The organism is Nonomuraea sp. NPDC050451 (assembly GCF_044458585.1).
Genome location: NZ_JBITHZ010000010.1, coordinates 13,960 through 28,024, shown reverse-complemented (window position 1 = coordinate 28,024; position 14,065 = coordinate 13,960). Strand labels below are relative to the sequence as shown.

At 71.6% G+C, this 14,065-nt stretch carries 16 protein-coding genes and 1 pseudogene; 8 read left to right on the top strand and 9 right to left on the bottom strand.

The window, feature by feature from the left end; translation table 11 throughout:
* Nucleotides 1–2 precede the first annotated feature (2 nt).
* Together ACIBI9_RS28790 and ACIBI9_RS28785 are read right to left on the bottom strand one after the other, a co-directional pair.
* Nucleotides 3–854 carry a fumarylacetoacetate hydrolase family protein gene (locus ACIBI9_RS28790; protein WP_397226690.1) on the bottom strand — a complete coding sequence of 284 codons (852 nt, stop codon included), beginning with the start codon at nucleotides 852–854 and terminating at the stop codon, nucleotides 3–5.
* Nucleotides 855–915: 61 nt separating this feature from the next.
* Entirely contained in the window at nucleotides 916–1,686 is a 771-nt protein-coding gene (locus ACIBI9_RS28785) for an IclR family transcriptional regulator (protein ID WP_397226133.1), read from the bottom strand.
* Between the two features lie 198 nt (nucleotides 1,687–1,884).
* Here ACIBI9_RS28785 and ACIBI9_RS28780 point away from each other — a divergent pair, with 198 nt between their 5' ends.
* Nucleotides 1,885–2,346 (top strand): hypothetical protein, encoded by a 462-nt coding sequence (locus ACIBI9_RS28780; RefSeq protein WP_397226131.1) that lies wholly within the window; start codon nucleotides 1,885–1,887, stop codon nucleotides 2,344–2,346.
* 6 nt (nucleotides 2,347–2,352) lie between these two features.
* On the top strand, nucleotides 2,353–2,595 hold the full coding sequence (locus ACIBI9_RS28775) for a hypothetical protein (RefSeq protein WP_397226129.1): 243 nt from the start codon (nucleotides 2,353–2,355) through the stop codon (nucleotides 2,593–2,595).
* Between the two features lie 15 nt (nucleotides 2,596–2,610).
* On the opposite strand, the gene ACIBI9_RS28770 is transcribed toward ACIBI9_RS28775, so the two are convergent.
* The 4 genes from ACIBI9_RS28770 to ACIBI9_RS28755 are packed head-to-tail and all read right to left on the bottom strand — an operon-like array spanning nucleotide 2,611 to nucleotide 7,284.
* A complete protein-coding gene (locus tag ACIBI9_RS28770) occupies nucleotides 2,611–4,041 on the bottom strand; it encodes an ABC transporter ATP-binding protein (protein ID WP_397226127.1) in 1,431 nt (476 codons plus the stop codon).
* Between the two features lie 44 nt (nucleotides 4,042–4,085).
* Nucleotides 4,086–4,859 carry an ABC transporter permease gene (locus ACIBI9_RS28765; RefSeq protein ID WP_397226125.1) on the bottom strand — a complete coding sequence of 258 codons (774 nt, stop codon included), beginning with the start codon at nucleotides 4,857–4,859 and terminating at the stop codon, nucleotides 4,086–4,088.
* On the bottom strand, nucleotides 4,856–5,803 hold the full coding sequence (locus ACIBI9_RS28760) for an ABC transporter permease (RefSeq protein ID WP_397226123.1): 948 nt from the start codon (nucleotides 5,801–5,803) through the stop codon (nucleotides 4,856–4,858). Before ACIBI9_RS28760 ends, ACIBI9_RS28765 begins: the two co-directional genes overlap by 4 nt.
* Complete coding sequence (locus tag ACIBI9_RS28755; protein ID WP_397226121.1) at nucleotides 5,788–7,284, bottom strand: ABC transporter substrate-binding protein; 1,497 nt, start codon at nucleotides 7,282–7,284, stop codon at nucleotides 5,788–5,790. Before ACIBI9_RS28755 ends, ACIBI9_RS28760 begins: the two co-directional genes overlap by 16 nt.
* A 223-nt stretch (nucleotides 7,285–7,507) precedes the next feature.
* Here ACIBI9_RS28755 and ACIBI9_RS28750 point away from each other — a divergent pair, with 223 nt between their 5' ends.
* Complete coding sequence (locus ACIBI9_RS28750; protein ID WP_397226119.1) at nucleotides 7,508–8,143, top strand: phosphatase PAP2 family protein; 636 nt, start codon at nucleotides 7,508–7,510, stop codon at nucleotides 8,141–8,143.
* A 25-nt stretch (nucleotides 8,144–8,168) separates the two neighbouring features.
* On the opposite strand, the gene ACIBI9_RS28745 is transcribed toward ACIBI9_RS28750, so the two are convergent.
* Nucleotides 8,169–8,909, bottom strand: a complete 741-nt coding sequence (locus ACIBI9_RS28745) for an MBL fold metallo-hydrolase (protein ID WP_397226117.1) — start codon at nucleotides 8,907–8,909, stop codon at nucleotides 8,169–8,171.
* A gap of 45 nt (nucleotides 8,910–8,954) precedes the next feature.
* On the opposite strand from ACIBI9_RS28745, the gene ACIBI9_RS28740 reads away from it, so the two are divergent.
* From ACIBI9_RS28740 to ACIBI9_RS28725, 4 genes are all read left to right on the top strand, one after another.
* A complete protein-coding gene (locus tag ACIBI9_RS28740) occupies nucleotides 8,955–9,344 on the top strand; it encodes a MerR family transcriptional regulator (RefSeq protein WP_397226114.1) in 390 nt (129 codons plus the stop codon).
* A 5-nt stretch (nucleotides 9,345–9,349) separates the two neighbouring features.
* Complete coding sequence (locus ACIBI9_RS28735; RefSeq protein ID WP_397226112.1) at nucleotides 9,350–10,159, top strand: NAD-dependent epimerase/dehydratase family protein; 810 nt, start codon at nucleotides 9,350–9,352, stop codon at nucleotides 10,157–10,159.
* A gap of 60 nt (nucleotides 10,160–10,219) precedes the next feature.
* A complete protein-coding gene (locus tag ACIBI9_RS28730) occupies nucleotides 10,220–10,978 on the top strand; it encodes an IclR family transcriptional regulator (RefSeq protein WP_397226110.1) in 759 nt (252 codons plus the stop codon).
* 70 nt (nucleotides 10,979–11,048) lie between these two features.
* Complete coding sequence (locus ACIBI9_RS28725) at nucleotides 11,049–11,345, top strand: SMP-30/gluconolactonase/LRE family protein (RefSeq protein WP_397226108.1); 297 nt, start codon at nucleotides 11,049–11,051, stop codon at nucleotides 11,343–11,345.
* Here the strand turns inward: ACIBI9_RS28725 and ACIBI9_RS28720 are convergent.
* Together ACIBI9_RS28720 and ACIBI9_RS28715 are read right to left on the bottom strand one after the other, a co-directional pair.
* A pseudogene (locus ACIBI9_RS28720) lies at nucleotides 11,335–12,061 on the bottom strand (transposase family protein). The gene ACIBI9_RS28725 and the pseudogene ACIBI9_RS28720 overlap by 11 nt on opposite strands.
* A 227-nt stretch (nucleotides 12,062–12,288) precedes the next feature.
* A complete protein-coding gene (locus ACIBI9_RS28715; RefSeq protein ID WP_397226106.1) occupies nucleotides 12,289–12,903 on the bottom strand; it encodes a TetR/AcrR family transcriptional regulator in 615 nt (204 codons plus the stop codon).
* A 100-nt stretch (nucleotides 12,904–13,003) separates the two neighbouring features.
* Here ACIBI9_RS28715 and ACIBI9_RS28710 point away from each other — a divergent pair, with 100 nt between their 5' ends.
* Nucleotides 13,004–14,020 (top strand): NADP-dependent oxidoreductase, encoded by a 1,017-nt coding sequence (locus ACIBI9_RS28710; protein ID WP_397226104.1) that lies wholly within the window; start codon nucleotides 13,004–13,006, stop codon nucleotides 14,018–14,020.
* Nucleotides 14,021–14,065: the final 45 nt, after the last annotated feature.

Genomic DNA, 14,065 nt, shown 5'->3' with positions numbered 1-14,065 from the left:
CCTTATCTCGGGCCCAGGACCTGCTGACGCTGGGCGCCCAGGCGGTCGATGCCCAACTCGATGACGTCGCCGGGCTGCAGCCAGATCGGCGGCTTGAAGCCCATGCCGACGCCGGGCGGGGTGCCGGTGTTGATCAGGTCGCCCGGCTCCAGCACCATGAACTGGCTCAGGTGATGGACGATGAAGTACGGGTCGAAGATCATCGTCTTGGTGGAGCCGGTCTGCCGGCGCACGCCGTTGACGTCGAGCCACATGCCCAGGTTCTTGACGTCGGGGATCTCGTCGCCGGTGACCAGCCAGGGGCCGGCCGGGTTGAAGGTCTCGGCGGACTTGCCCTTGGACCACTGGCCGCCGCGCTCCATCTGGAAGGCGCGCTCGCTGACGTCGTTGACCACGCAGTAACCGGCGATGGCGCCGGCGGCCTCCTCGACCGAGTCCAGGTAGGAGGTGCGCCTGCCGATCACGATGCCGAGCTCGACCTCCCAGTCGGGCTTGGTGGAGCCGCGCGGGATGCGCACCTCGTCGTACGGGCCGATGAGGGTGTTGGGCGACTTGGTGAACAGGATCGGCTCGTCGGGGACGGCCTGGCCGGTCTCGGCGGCGTGGTCGCTGTAGTTCAGGCCGATGCACAGGATCTGGTGCGGGCGGGCGATCGGCGCGCCGACGCGCTCGTCCCCGAACGCGTGCACCTGTCCCCGCGCGATCCGGTCGGCGACCGGTTGGCTCAGCAGGGCCGTGCCGCCGGAGCCGAAGAACTTCTCGTCGAAGTCCGGGGTGAGGTCGCTGACGTCGACGTAGTGGGTCTCGTCCACGCGGACGACGGGCTTCTCGGCGCCGGGCGCGCCGATGCGCATCAGGTACAACGCTTTCTCCGTGTTCGGATCGGGAGGGTACGGGCGAGGTTCACGGGCTCTTTCACGGGGTCTCCCGTCCGGCGACGATGCCGCGGATGGCGGGCAGGTCGTCGACGAGCGACTTCAGCGGCGTCCGGTAGGCCAGTCCGCTGACGCTGACGGCGCCGCTGGGCACGGTGGGCGAGGTCAGGTATGCGAGGACCGCCACGCAGTTGACGCCCGGCTCGTTCTCCTGGTCGTCGACGGCGTAGCCCAGCTCGCGGATGCGCGCGAGCTCGCCGTGCAGCTGCTCCACCGTGCCGATCGAGCGCTCGGTCGGCAGCTCCAGCCGCCGGTCCCCCACCCACTGGCGCACCGCGTCCTCGGTGCGCAGGGCGTCGGCCAGCAGCACCTTGCCGACGGCGGTACAGTGTGCCGGGTTGCGGCCCCCGACGACGGACGTCAGCCGGACGGCCCCGTCGGACGGGTCGAGCTTCGACCGGTAGACGACTGACGCCCCCTCCAGCACCGCGTAGTGCACGGTCTCGCCGTAGCGTTCGCACAGGGCCCGCAGGATCGGCGTGACCCGCACGTGGTCCGGCCGGGCCTCGTGGTGGGCGAAGGCCATCCGCAGGAACTCGTCGCCGAGCACGTACCGCCCGTGGCCGTGCTGGGCCGCGAACCCGGCGCGGCGCAGCGACGCCAGGGCACGGTGCACCGTCGGCTTGGGGCTGGCCACCGCTCGGGCCATCTCCTCCAGGCCGATCCCGTCGGGGTGGCGAGCCAGCTCGGCCAGAACCGCCAGCACGCGGTCGGATCCGACGAGCTTGGACTCGGCAGCCATCTCGGACATGTTCCGAACGTTAGACTATCGTTCCGAAAAGTGAAAGTTGGCCCCTCCGTCCCGGGGCCCGCCTCGCCTCCACAGCGCCGCGCATCGCCAGGCGGGAGGCCCCCATCATCTCGAAACACCCTCAGCATGTCGCCCAACCTTCAGGGCGGCTGAAGCTTGCGCTAGGCTTCAGTCACACTGAAGGTTGGAGGTAGAGGAATGCTGGAGCATGTCCTGCTGTCGGTGCACGTCCTGGCCGGCATCGTGTTCGTGGGCGGCTCGGCCGCGGCGACGAGCCTGTTCCCCCGCTACGCGCCGGTCGCGACCGGTGGGCAGGGCGAGCCGCCGGATCCGGGCGAGCGCAACCGGGGTGTGGCGGTCGCGCTGCACCGCATCACCGGGGGCTACGCCGCCTTCGGGCTCATCGTGCCCCTGGCCGGGATCATCCTGGCGAGCGTGCAGGGCCGGATGGGCGAGATCTGGATCATCATCTCCATGATCCTCACGGCCGTCGCGGGCGGCCTGCTGGCCGCGCAGATCCACCCGCGCCAGCGCGCCGCGCTCAGCGAGCCCGGCGACGAACGGCCGCTGCGCGCGCTGTCCATGCTGTCCGGCTTCTACAACCTGGCCTGGGCGGTCGTCGTGGTCCTGATGATCGTACGGCCCGGCGCGGGAGACTGACCCGCCATGCGCCTGCTGCGAATGGCGGCCGCCGTCGAGGCCGCCTCCCTCGTGATCCTGCTCGGCAACCTGTTCACCGTCCACGCCAAGGTGATCACGACGTTCTGCGGCCCGCTGCACGGCACCGCCTACCTCGCCGTGATCGCGGCCACCTGGACGGTCCAGCCGGCCGCCCGCCGTCTAGCGTTCGTCCCCGGGGTCGGCGGGCTGCTCGTCCTGCGGACCCTGCGCGCCCGCGCCGGAGGCTGACGCCCGGGCGGGCCTTCACGTCGAAGAGCCTCCGTTGATCGTCACCACTCCGTCGGCGTACCGCTCGATCAGGTCGAGGTCGTGAGAGGCGAAGACCACGGCCGTGCCGCGCGTCTCCCGCAGGCGGGCCAGCAGGTCCATGACCGAGCGCGCGGTGCCGCCGTCCAGCGCGGAGGTGATCTCATCGCACACGAGCACATCCGGTTCGGCGGCCAGCGCGCGGGCGATGGAGACCCGCTGCCGCTGGCCGCCCGACAGCTCGTGCGGGTACCGATGCGCGTGCTCGACGCCCAGCCCGACCTGCTCCAGCAGTTCGGCCACCCGGCCGGGCACGGCGGAGCGGGCACACCTGCGGTGCAGGAGCAGCGGACGGGCCAGGGCTGCGGACACGGTCGCCGAGGGGTTCAGCGCGCCCATCGGGTTCTGCGGGACGAACTGCACCCTGCGCCGCTGTTCTCGGCCGCGCCTGCGGACGTCGGGCTGGAGGGCCAGGCCGTCCAGGGTGAGCGAGCCGCCCGAGCGGGGATGCAGGCCGACCAGGATGCGTAGCAACGTCGTCTTGCCCGAACCCGACGGGCCCACGACGCCGACCGCGGTCCCCGCGGCCGCGTCCAGGTCGACGCCGCGCAGCACCGGCAGGCGGGCGGCACCCACGTCCGCGTCCAGACCACGGGCCCGCAGCCCCGCATCCGCGCTCAGGCCACGGGCCGGCGCCGCCGTGTCCGTGACAGGCGTCCGGCGGGGCTGGACGGAGCCCCGGGCCACCGGCGGCGGGACGGCGCCTCCTTCGGGCAGTTCCAGCACGTCGTCGGCCACCCGCTCGACCAGGTCCCGATCATGGCAGGACAGCACGACCGCGACGTCCTGCTCGCGGGCCAAGCGGCGCAGCAGCGCGCCGATCTCGTCGCGCAGCGCGGGGTCGAGCCCGGCGGTGGGCTCGTCCAGGAGCAGCAGGCCGGGCCGCCGGGCCAGGGCCCTGGCCAGGGCGACGCGGCGCTGCTGGCCTCCCGACAGCTCGCCGGCTCTGCGGCCGAGCAGGCCGGGCACGCCCGACAGCCCGACCTCGTCGAGCAGGGCGGTGATGCCGGCGCGGGTGATGTTCGTACCGGTCTCGGCGACCAGCGCGCCCACCCGCATCCGCGGGTTGAGCGCCGAGCCGGGATCCTGCCCCACGAAGGCCAGGCGCCTGCGCCGCAGCTCGCGCAGTTCGGCCGGGCCGCAGCCGAACACGTCTACGCCGAGCACCCGCACGGTGCCGGCGCGGCGGGCCGTGCCCGGCGACAGGTCGCCGAGCAGGGCGCGCAGCAGGGTGGTCTTGCCCGACCCGGAGGCGCCCACCAGGGCCAGCACGCGCCCGGGGCGGGCGGCCAGGCCGACGCCGGACAGGAGCTCAGGTCCGCCCTGCACGGCCACGGTCAGATCGGTCACGACAGCGTGGGGGGTCACGGGTCCTTCCACATCCGTACGCCGGCCACCAGAGCCGCCAGGGGTCACGAGTCCTCCCGAGTCAGTGCGCCGGCCGCCAGGTTGACGCTCATCGCCAGCAACGCGATCGCGACGCCGGGGGCCAGCACCGCCCACGGGTTGAGGACGATCCCGGCGCTGTTCTCGCGGATCATCAACGCCCAGTCGGCCGCCGGTGGTTGCGGACCGACCTGCAGGAACGCCGCGGTGGAGACCACGTAGACGGCCGCAACGAAGCGCAGGCCGAACAGGGCGAGCACGGTGGAGCGCAGGTTCGGCAGCACCTCGCGGACGACCAGGTGCCAGGTGCGCTCGCCGCCGGCGACGGCCGCCTCCACGTAGCCGGCGGCCACGACGGGCGCCGCCGCGGCGGCCATGAACCGCATCGCGTACGGCGTGCCGAGCGCCACCGCCGCGGCCACCAGCGCGATCCGGCCGCCGCCCGGCCAGGACTGCGTGACCAGCAGGATGCCCAGCACGGCCGGCAGCAGCATGAACACGTCGGCCGCCCGCTCGACGACCCGGCCGAGCGCCGGCCGCAGCGCTCCGGCCACGCCGAGGACGGCCGCGATCGCGGTCACCAGTACCGCCACCACCAGGGAGGCGAGGACCAGTTCGCGCCCACCGTGCAGAAGCCTGCTCAGCACGTCGCGGCCGAGCTGGTCGCCGCCGAGCAGCGCGCCGTCCGCCCCGGCCGGGCCGTACGGGATCGTGATCGGCTGGTCCATGGGGTGTGGCGCCAGCAGCGGCCCGGCGAGGGCGAGCAGCGCCAGCAGCAGGGCAGGCAGGAGGCGCTTCACCGGCGCTCCCCCGCCGCCCACGACCGGATCAGGTCGGCGGCGAGCAGCACGCACGTGATCATCACGCCGGTCAGCGCGACGACGCCGGCGATGAGCGGGGTGTCCCGGTCGGCCACCGCGCCCGCGAGCAGCGCGCCCACGCCCGGGTAGTTGAAGATCGTCTCCACCGCCACGGCGCCGCCGAGCAGCATGCCGGTGGAGGTGGCCACGCCGGCCGCGATGGCGGGCAGCGCGCCCGGCAACAGATGGCGGGCCAGGACGCGCAACGGCGGCAGGCCGTCGAGCACGGCCGCCGTCACGTGCGGAGCCCTGGCCTCGTCGCCGAGGGCACCGCGCACGATCCTGGCGTTCCATCCGATCTGGGGGATCGCCAACGCCAGCACCGGCAGGACCAGCATGGTCCACGAGGCGGGAGCGCCGTCCGGGCCGGCCAGCGTCGCGGCGGGCAGCATGCCCGCCCACAGCGCGAAGACCAGCACCAGCGCCACCGCGATGACGAACTCCGGCAGCGCGAGCACCACGGTGGACGACGCGGAGATCACCCGGTCGGCCGCCGATCCCGGCCGCATCGCCGCCCAGGACCCGAGCGCGATCGAGGCGACGACGGTGATCGCCAGCGCCAGGCCGCCCAGCAGCAGCGTGTTGGGCAGCGGGCCGGCGAGGATTCCCCACACCTGCTCGCCGCGCGCCGACAGCCCGAGATCGCCGGTCGGCAACCCGGCCATCCACTTCAGGAAGCGCACGACGACCGGCTGGTCCAGGCCGAGGAGGACGCGCCGCCGGGCGATGTCGGCGGCGCTCTCCCCGCGGGCGGCGGTCGCGTCCGCGGCGTCGCCGGGAAGCGCCTCGACGACGACGAAGACCAGCGCCAGCAGTACGGCGAGCAGGGCGATCCGCCGGGCGAGCAGCCCGCCCAGCCGCAGCGCCGTCAGCGTGCCAGCCATACCCGCTCGAGCTGCACTCGTCCGTACCCGGGCAAGGTGGGCAGGTCGCGCACCTTCGGGCCGGCCAGGTCGATGCCGTCGGCCATGCCCCACAGCACGTACCCGGAGCGCTCGTGCTGGATCTCCTGGATCTTGCGCAGCGCCTGCGCCCGTGCGGCCTCGTCCAGCGTTCCCACGGCCTGCTTGTAGGCCTGGTCGAACTCGGCGTCGCTCCACGCCGACTCGTTCTGCCCGGCACCGGTCAGCAGGAGCTTGCTGGCGTAGAAGAGCACCGAGTCGTTGGTGCCCCAGTACGTGGTGTAGAGGTCGCCCTTGAGCCAGGTCTTGTCCCAGAAGGCGCCGGAGTCCTCCTTGACGACCTCGATCCGCACGCCGGCCTCGCGCACCTGCGTGGCGAAAAGGGCGGCGGACTCGGCCAGGCCGGAGATGTCCTCGGTGGTACGCAGCTGATAGGTCTTCGACAGGTCGAACCCGGCCTCCTGGAGCAGTTGCCTGGCCCGGTTCAGGTCGCGGGCGCGCTGCGGCAGGTTCTTGGCGTATGCGGGGTCGCCGGTGCCGAGCACGTCGTTGGCGACCTTGCCGTAGCCGCTGAGCACCTGCTTGACCATGGCCTCGCGGTCGACGGCCAGCCGGAGCGCCTCGCGGACCTTGGGATCGGCGAACGGGCTGCCCTCGGCGGTACGCATGACGATGGGCATCGCCATGTCGTCGGGCCGGCGCAGAACCTGGACGTCCGGCCGGGTGGCCGCCGTCCTGGCGGCGACCGCGCCGACGTTGGACGCCAGGTCGATCTGGCCACCCAGCAGGGCGTTCGCCATGGCCTGAGGGCTTTCGAAGATCTTCACCTCGATCGCGTCGAGGTGGGGCTTGCCGGCGTGCCAGGCGTCGTTGCGCACCAGCCGGGCGTTGCCGTCGCGGTACCACTCCAGCTTGAACGGCCCGCTGCCCGGCGCGCCGGCCACCTCCTTGGTGTCCTTCTTCAGCACGAACGTGGTCAGCCGCAGCATCAGCGGCAGATCGGCGTTCGGGTAGTCGGAGGTCAGCACCACGGCGCCGCCTTCGGTCCGGATGTTGTCCGCCTTGATGCCGGGCAGTCGGGCCGCGCCGGCCGGGGTCTCGCGCAGCCGCCGCAGCGACCAGGCGACGTCCTCGGCGGTGACCGGCGTGCCGTCGTGGAACGTCGCGCCCCGCGCCGGCGTGAAGCGCCAGGTCTTGACGTCGGCGTCAGCCTTCCAGCTGGCGGCCAGCCGGGGCGCGGTGTTCTCGGCGGCGCCGGGGACGGTCAGCGTGTCGTAGATCAGGCTGATGATCAGGTAGTCGCTCTCGTTGGCCTGCGTGCCGTGCGGGTCGCGGGTGATCGCGCTCGCCCGGCCCAGCGCGCCGACGCGCAGTGTGCCGCCGCTGACGGGCTGTTCCTGAGCCTTCGTCGCCGCGGGGCCGGCGCCCGTTCCGCCGTCTCCGCAGGCGGCAAGCAACGCCATCAGGCTTGCGCCTCCGGCCGTCGTGAGAAGCCGACGTCGACTCAGGTCCACTTTGTCCCCATCCATCATGAAATTTTGCTTAGGTTTGCCTACCCTAAAACGGAGCGTGCGCGCAACGTGACGGCGATCACTGAGCACACGCCGGGGGACGCTGGGTGACACCGCCGGTCAAGCTACCCGGAGGTTGAACTCGCCCTTATCCGGACCTCTTTATCGTTCCACCATGGGGTTGAACAGAGCGAGGTCTCCGGTGCCGGTCTCCGTGGCGCTCCTCGTTCTCGGTACGGTGATGGGCTTCGCGGCCCGTACGCCCGCGTGGACCGCCGTGGACACCGCCGTGAGCGACGGGGTGCAGTCGGTCCGGGGACCGTGGGCGACCGCGGTGGCGCAGGTCCTGAACGTGGGGTTCGGCACGGTCATGGGCCCTCTCCTCGCCGCCGCCCTCGTCGTGGGTGTGGCCGTCTCGGGCCGCACGCGGGCCGCCGGACGCGTGCTGGTCGTGATCGCCGCCGGGTGGGGCGTCAGCTGGGTGCTCAAGACCGTCATCGCCCGTTCCCGGCCCCCGGTCTCCGACGCCCTGGTGTACGGCCTCGGCCCCGGCAGCTTCCCCAGCGGTCATGTGTGCCTGACCCTGTCGATCGTGATCGCCGTCGCGATCACGGTCAGGCACACCCGCTTCCAGCGGCCCGTGCTGGCGGCGGGCTTCGTGCTCGTGGCCGGTCAGATGCTGGCCCGGGTCTACCTGGGGGCGCATTACGCCACCGACACGCTGGGCTCGATCGTCGTGGCCCCCGCCGCGATCTACCTGGCGTTGAACGCGCGCCGGCTGGGGCTGTTCGACCCGCCATGGAAGCGCTAGCGGGCGCGGGCCGCCCGGCTCGTGATCAGGCGTCGAGTTCCCAGCGCTCGCCCGTCGGCAGGTCCACCACCCGCAGCTCCGGACCCGCCAGGGCCACCGCGTCGGAGGCGGTGCCGCCGGTGCGGAACAGCCGCGACAGCGGATCGCGCCCATGCGCGTCGTGCACGGGGACCAGGACCTCGGCGCCCAGCGCGGACGCCCCCGCGACGGCCTGTTCCGGCCCCATCACCAGGCGGGGCCCGAAGAGGGGGCGCAGCCCGTTGACGGGCAGCAGGGCCAGGTCGGCCCGGTATCCCTCCAGCGGGGCGACCTCGCCCATCTCCCCGCCGAAGAAGACGACCCGGCCGCCCGCCGTGGTGAAGACGTAGGCGTTGTTGGGCCATACGAGGGTCCGCCCGGACGGCACGACCGTCATGGACAGGCCGGGCGCGAGGTCGAGCGTCCGCCCCCACGTCAGGCGCTCCGCCCGCCGGAACCCCAGGGCTCGGGCCCGGCGGGCCATGCCGCGCGTGGGCACGTACAGCGGTGTGGTGTCCTTGGCCGGGAGGTGGCGCAGCGCGCGCAGGTCCCAGTGGTTGGTGGCCAGGTTGGTGACCACGACGGCGGTGAGCGGGGGGAGGTCGGGGACGCGCAGGCCCAGCGGCTCGCCCCGGCGCAGCCACCACCGTTCGGTGAACCAGGGGTCGGTGAGGACGGCGTGGCCGTCGAGTTCGAGCAGGACGCAGGAGTTGACCACCCGCGTCATCGCAACGGTCGGCTTGATCATGCGGAAACCGTGCCGGTTAATGTACACATGAAGTCAAGCGAGGGGATGCCCATCGGAGAGCTGGCGGAGCGGTTCGGCCTGGAAACGCATGTCCTGCGCCATTGGGAGAGCATGGGCCTGCTCGAACCCGCGCGGCGCGCGGGTGGTCAGCGCGCCTACGGGCAGCCCGATCTGGAGCGGGTGGCGCTGATCCTGATGGGCAAGGAGGCCGGCTTCACGCTGGGCGAGCTGCGCGTGCTGCTGTCGGCGGCCGATCCGATGGACCACCGGGACCTGCTGCGCCACCACGTCCAGGAGCTGGAACGGCGCATCTCGCGGGCCCGGGCCGCCAAGGAGCTCGTCGAGCACGCCCTGGATTGCCCGCACAGCTTCGCCGAGTGCGAGCACGCCCGTGAACAGATCGCCAGCCGTATCCCGGAAATCATGGATAAGTGATCATCATGACCAGACTCCCCGAACACGTCCTCGTGACCGGAGCCGCCGGAAACATCGGCCAGGTGCTGCGACGCACGCTGCTGCCGAAGATCGCGCGGGTGCGCCTGTCCGACCTCCGCGACGTCGGCCCGCTCGCCGCACACGAGGAGTTCGTACCGGCCGATCTCATGGACCTGGACCAGGTGCGGGCGGCCGCGCGGGGCACCGAGGCGGTGATCCACCTCGGGGGTGTCTCCGACGAGGCCGGCTTCGACTCGATCAAGGGCCCCAACCTGGAGGGCGTCTACAACGTCTTCGAGGCGTGCCGCAGGGAAGGCGTCCGGCTCGTCGTCAACACCAGCTCCAACCGCATCACCGGCTTCCACCCGGCGGGCACGACCCTCCACGGGCAGGAGGCCGTGCGGCCCGACGGCCTGTACGGCGCGGCCAAGGCGTTCGGGGAGGCCCTCGGCAGCCTGTACGCCGACCGCTTCGGCCTCGACGTGGTCTCCGTACGCGTCGGCTCCTTCGAGGAGCGCCCCGCCGAGCCCCGCCACCTGCACACCTGGCTGAGCCACGACGACGCGGCACGGCTCTACGGCGCCTGCCTGACCGCGCCGCCCGGCTCGGGACACGTGGTCGTCTACGGCGTCTCGCGCAACACGCGTTCGTGGTGGACGCAGAACGCGGCGGCGAGCGCGCTCGGATACCGGCCGACGGACGACGCGGAGGACTTCGCGGCCGAACTGGGGTCCTTCACCGAGCCCCACCAAGGGGGCCGTTACACGCACTACGAGTACGGCGGATGGGCTACCCGGCCCGGCGACACCCGGTAAGTGGAGCGGTTCCGCGATACGCGCTAGCCTTCCATGAAGCGGAACAGGGAGGCGAGGGCAGTGGCCGACGGGCAGTCCCCGGTGGGAAGCGTCGATCGCGCGCTGCTGATCTTGCAGGAGATCGGCAAACACAGCAGAGGCGTTACGCTCGACGAGCTCGCCACCAGGCTCGGCCTGCCCAAGAGCTCGCTGCACCGGCTGCTGGGCGCCCTGAAGCATCGGGGGTTCGCCGCCCAGCCGGAGCCGAGCGGGCCGTACTTCCTCGGCACCGAGATGCTGGCCACGGCCTTCAGGTTCTACGAGACGATGGACCTGCGCAGCCTGGTGCGGCCGCTGCTCCTGCGGGTGAGCGAGGAGTTCGCCGAGACGGTGCACATGGCCATGCTGGACGGCGACGAGGTCGTCTACCTGGACAAGGTGGAGGCGGTGCGGACGATCACCATGACGTCCGTGGTGGGCGGCCGCAACGCCGCCCACTGCACGGGCGTCGGCAAGGCGCTGCTGGCCTGGACGTACCCGACGGACGAGGCCATCAAGGCGTGGACCGCCCGATACGGCCCGCTGGCCACCAGGACCCGTAACACCATGACCAACCCCGCCAAGCTGGCCACCCACCTCGACCAGGTGCGCCGGCGCGGCTACGCGCTCGACCTGGAGGAGAACGAGCCGGGCGTGCGATGTGTGGCGGTCCCCGTCTTCCTGGGCAGGACCGCGCCGGTCGCGGCGGTGAGCGTGACGGCGCTCAAGGACCGGATGTCGCCGGCCAGGATGGAGGAGATCGGCCACAAGCTGCGGCAGGCGGTCGCCGAGCAGGTCTGACGCATACGCGTGGGCGCGGTGCCCTGTCGGTCTTATGGAATCAGATTCCGCCATACGGATAGGAGCGAGGATGGCGGTGCCGGTCCCGCGGGCCCGGCTGGGCGAGGGCCCGCGGTGGGACGCGGACACGGGGACGCTGTTGTGGGTGGACATCCCGGCGGGGCTGGTACACCGGCTCGATCCGGCCGGCGACGAGCAGGAGACGATCGACGTGGGCCGGCCGGTGGGCGTGGCGGCGCCCCGGGTCCCCGGCGGGCCGGCGCCGGCGGTGCGCGACGGCTTCGCCGTGCCGAACCGGCCTCGGGGAACATCGGTACAGCGGTTAACGCCAAGCCGGTGCCCGCCTGGGGCTGGGGTTATCCCGTGAGGGCCATGTTGTGAAGGCGCGCAACGCCGAGCATGGCCAGGTGAACGCCGTTGCCCTTGAGTCGGCAGTCCTGCAGAACCTTCCAGTTCTTGAGGCGCGACAGGGCATGCTCGACACGTGCCCGGGCCCGACGGTGGACAGCGTTTTCGGCCTCCTGCTGCGGGCTCAGACGCTGTTGGCCTCGTCTTTTGCGGTGCGGGATGAGCAGTCCGGTGCCCTGGTAGCCGCCATGAGCGAGGGTGGGAACACCATGGCAGGCCCGGGTCGACACCGGACTCGGCGAAGGCCCGGCAGTCGTTGCGGCTGCCGGGTAGCGGGTCACCGATGGTCACCTGCAGGTTCGTCGAGTACCGGTAGTTCTTGCTCGAGGCCGCGACAGTGTGGTCCCGGGTGGGCACCAGCGTGCCATCGACGATGTACACGGTGCCCTCGCGTCTGCGGCGGGCCGGAGAGATCGCCAGCAGCGGCGCGAGATGGTTCAGGATCCGGTCCGCGGCCGACATCGAGATCCCGAACAGTAGCGCCACCTGCCGCAACGTCAAATTCGTGCGCCAGTACGTGGCCACCAGCAGCACCCGGTCCTCCAGCGGCAATCGCCACGGCCGGCCTCGCTTGATGTCACCACCCCGCCATCCCACCAACGCGACGAGACGGTCGAACTGCACCGGGCTCAACCCGACGAACGACTCGATCCACTTCGGATCACCTGCTGACATCACCCATCCATGACCGGACAACGCCGACGGGCGGCGGTTGGACACCGAGTGAGTCTTTCCGCGCAACGTGCTGACTACTGATTGTCGTCATGTAGTGCGGGTGTGGTCGATGTCAGGAACCACGAGTGCCGAAGCGACGATCGGGTCTGGGTGACATACCCGATTGCCGATGTGCGGGTGATCAGGAAGTGGCCGGGGGGCGGGTCGGTCGTGAGGGGAGGACGATGTCAGCGAGTGGCGGCTGTGGTGAAGTCCTCATTCGTTGGTGCCGCAACGGGTAGCTCGTGTGCGGCTTCCGGTCGTAGTCCGTCGAAGATCAGGCGCAGGTAGCGCCGCCACAGGTCGGATCGTGCGGCGGCGAGCGGTGCTGCGATCCGGGTGGGGGCATTGAGCAGCAGCACGATGTCGTGGCCGGTGACGTCCGCCCGGACGACTCCGGCCTGCCGGGCGCGTGCGGTCAGGGCCTCGGCCACCTGTGCCAGCCGGTCGCTGGCGGCCCTGATCGCGGGATGGGCGCGCGAGGCTGCGGTGGCCGCCTCGCAGAATGCACGATCGTTGGCCTGGAGTTCGGCGCCCGCGGTCATGAACTGCAGCAGGGCGGATCCCGGATCGGTTTGCCCCAGCAGGATTTCGCCGGTCGCGGCGAGGGTGTCGAGTTGGTCGCAGAAGATCGCCGAGACCAGTTCTTCCTTGCTGGAGAAGTGGTTGAAGACCGTCCCCTTGGCGACGCCGGCGCGCGCGGCGATCCGCGCGATGGAGACGTCGAGGCCATGCTCGGACAGTTCCGCGGAGGCCGCGTCGATGAGGAGGCTTCGATTTCGGGCGGCGTCGGCTCGGGGCATATGCGCCAGCCTAGCGCAACTTGACCATCCGGTCATATTGTGTGCTACGGTCACCAAAATGACCATCTGGTCAACTTATCTTGGTGTTTGTGAGGGGTCGATGATGAAAGCAGTTGTCGCGAAGCAGTACGGCCCGCCCGAGGTCCTGACTGTCGAAGACGTTTCCGTTCCACGGCCCGGCCCCGGCCAGATCCAGGTCCGCATCCGCGCCGCAGCCATCAACCCCGCCGACCTGCGAACCCTCAGCGGGATACTGCGCGAGCTGACCCCCTTGACGTTCCCCCATGTACCGGGCAGCGACTTCGCCGGCACGGTGACCGAAGTCGGCCCGGACGTGACCCGGTTCACCCGGGGTGACGAGGTGTTCGGAGTCGGGCTGCCGCGCGCGACGCCGAAGATCGCCGCGATGCTGTCCACCCCGCCATCCCTCACCACCGGCGCCATGGCCGACTTCGCGGTCTTCGAGGCCGACACCCCCGCCATCACCCGCCGCCCGGACGGCTTGACCGCCGACCACGCGGCCAGCCTGCCGATACCTGGGCTAACCGCGCTGGCCGTGGTGCGCGCCGGCCGGTTCGAGGCGGGTGAACGGGTTCTTGTGACCGGCGCCGCGGGCGGGGTCGGCGGCGCGGTGGTCCCGTTGCTGGCCGCCGCCAAGGTACATGTGATCGCCACCGCGATCCCCGAGGACGACGACTACGTCCGCGACCTGGGCGCCACCGAGGTGATCGACTACCGGACGGTCGATACCGTCGCCGAGACGCTGCGGCGCCATCCCGGCGGCGTCGATGCCATGGTCAACCTCGCCCTGCCCGGCCCCACCCTGGTCAAAGCAAGCGACGCCATCAGGCCAGGAGGCCACCTGCTCAACGTCGCCTTTCCCAGCCCCGAGCCTTCCGCATTCGACCGCCCCGACCTGACGGTGCGCACCGTCTTCAGCACCGCGCGCCCTGGAGATCTGGAAGAGCTGGCCGCACAGGCCATGGCCGGCTCCCTGCCTGCCACCATCAGTCGGCGGTACCCGCTGGAAGAGGCCGCGCGAGCGTATGCCGATCTGGTGCACACCCATGTGCGCGGAAAGCTCCTCGTCATCGCCGACGCCAACGCCACGGACTGAGCCATTGCGCGCAGCCAATCCAGGAAAGCAGACCGGGGGTGACAC

Bases quoted from the DNA above. Each gene is read 5' to 3' on its own strand.
- ACIBI9_RS28775 (WP_397226129.1), top strand. From the start codon at position 2,353: ATGCGCCTGCTGCGAATGGCGGCCGCCGTCGAGGCCGCCTCCCTCGTG.
- ACIBI9_RS28780 (WP_397226131.1), top strand. From the start codon at position 1,885: ATGCTGGAGCATGTCCTGCTGTCGGTGCACGTCCTGGCCGGCATCGTG.
- ACIBI9_RS28785 (WP_397226133.1), bottom strand. From the start codon at position 1,686: ATGTCCGAGATGGCTGCCGAGTCCAAGCTCGTCGGATCCGACCGCGTG.
- ACIBI9_RS28715 (WP_397226106.1), bottom strand. From the start codon at position 12,903: ATGCCCCGAGCCGACGCCGCCCGAAATCGAAGCCTCCTCATCGACGCG.
- ACIBI9_RS28755 (WP_397226121.1), bottom strand. From the start codon at position 7,284: ATGGCGTTGCTTGCCGCCTGCGGAGACGGCGGAACGGGCGCCGGCCCC.
- ACIBI9_RS28760 (WP_397226123.1), bottom strand. From the start codon at position 5,803: ATGGCTGGCACGCTGACGGCGCTGCGGCTGGGCGGGCTGCTCGCCCGG.
- ACIBI9_RS28750 (WP_397226119.1), top strand. From the start codon at position 7,508: ATGGGGTTGAACAGAGCGAGGTCTCCGGTGCCGGTCTCCGTGGCGCTC.
- ACIBI9_RS28710 (WP_397226104.1), top strand. From the start codon at position 13,004: ATGATGAAAGCAGTTGTCGCGAAGCAGTACGGCCCGCCCGAGGTCCTG.
- ACIBI9_RS28735 (WP_397226112.1), top strand. From the start codon at position 9,350: ATGACCAGACTCCCCGAACACGTCCTCGTGACCGGAGCCGCCGGAAAC.
- ACIBI9_RS28740 (WP_397226114.1), top strand. From the start codon at position 8,955: ATGCCCATCGGAGAGCTGGCGGAGCGGTTCGGCCTGGAAACGCATGTC.
- ACIBI9_RS28790 (WP_397226690.1), bottom strand. From the start codon at position 854: ATGCGCATCGGCGCGCCCGGCGCCGAGAAGCCCGTCGTCCGCGTGGAC.
- ACIBI9_RS28725 (WP_397226108.1), top strand. From the start codon at position 11,049: ATGGCGGTGCCGGTCCCGCGGGCCCGGCTGGGCGAGGGCCCGCGGTGG.
- ACIBI9_RS28745 (WP_397226117.1), bottom strand. From the start codon at position 8,909: ATGATCAAGCCGACCGTTGCGATGACGCGGGTGGTCAACTCCTGCGTC.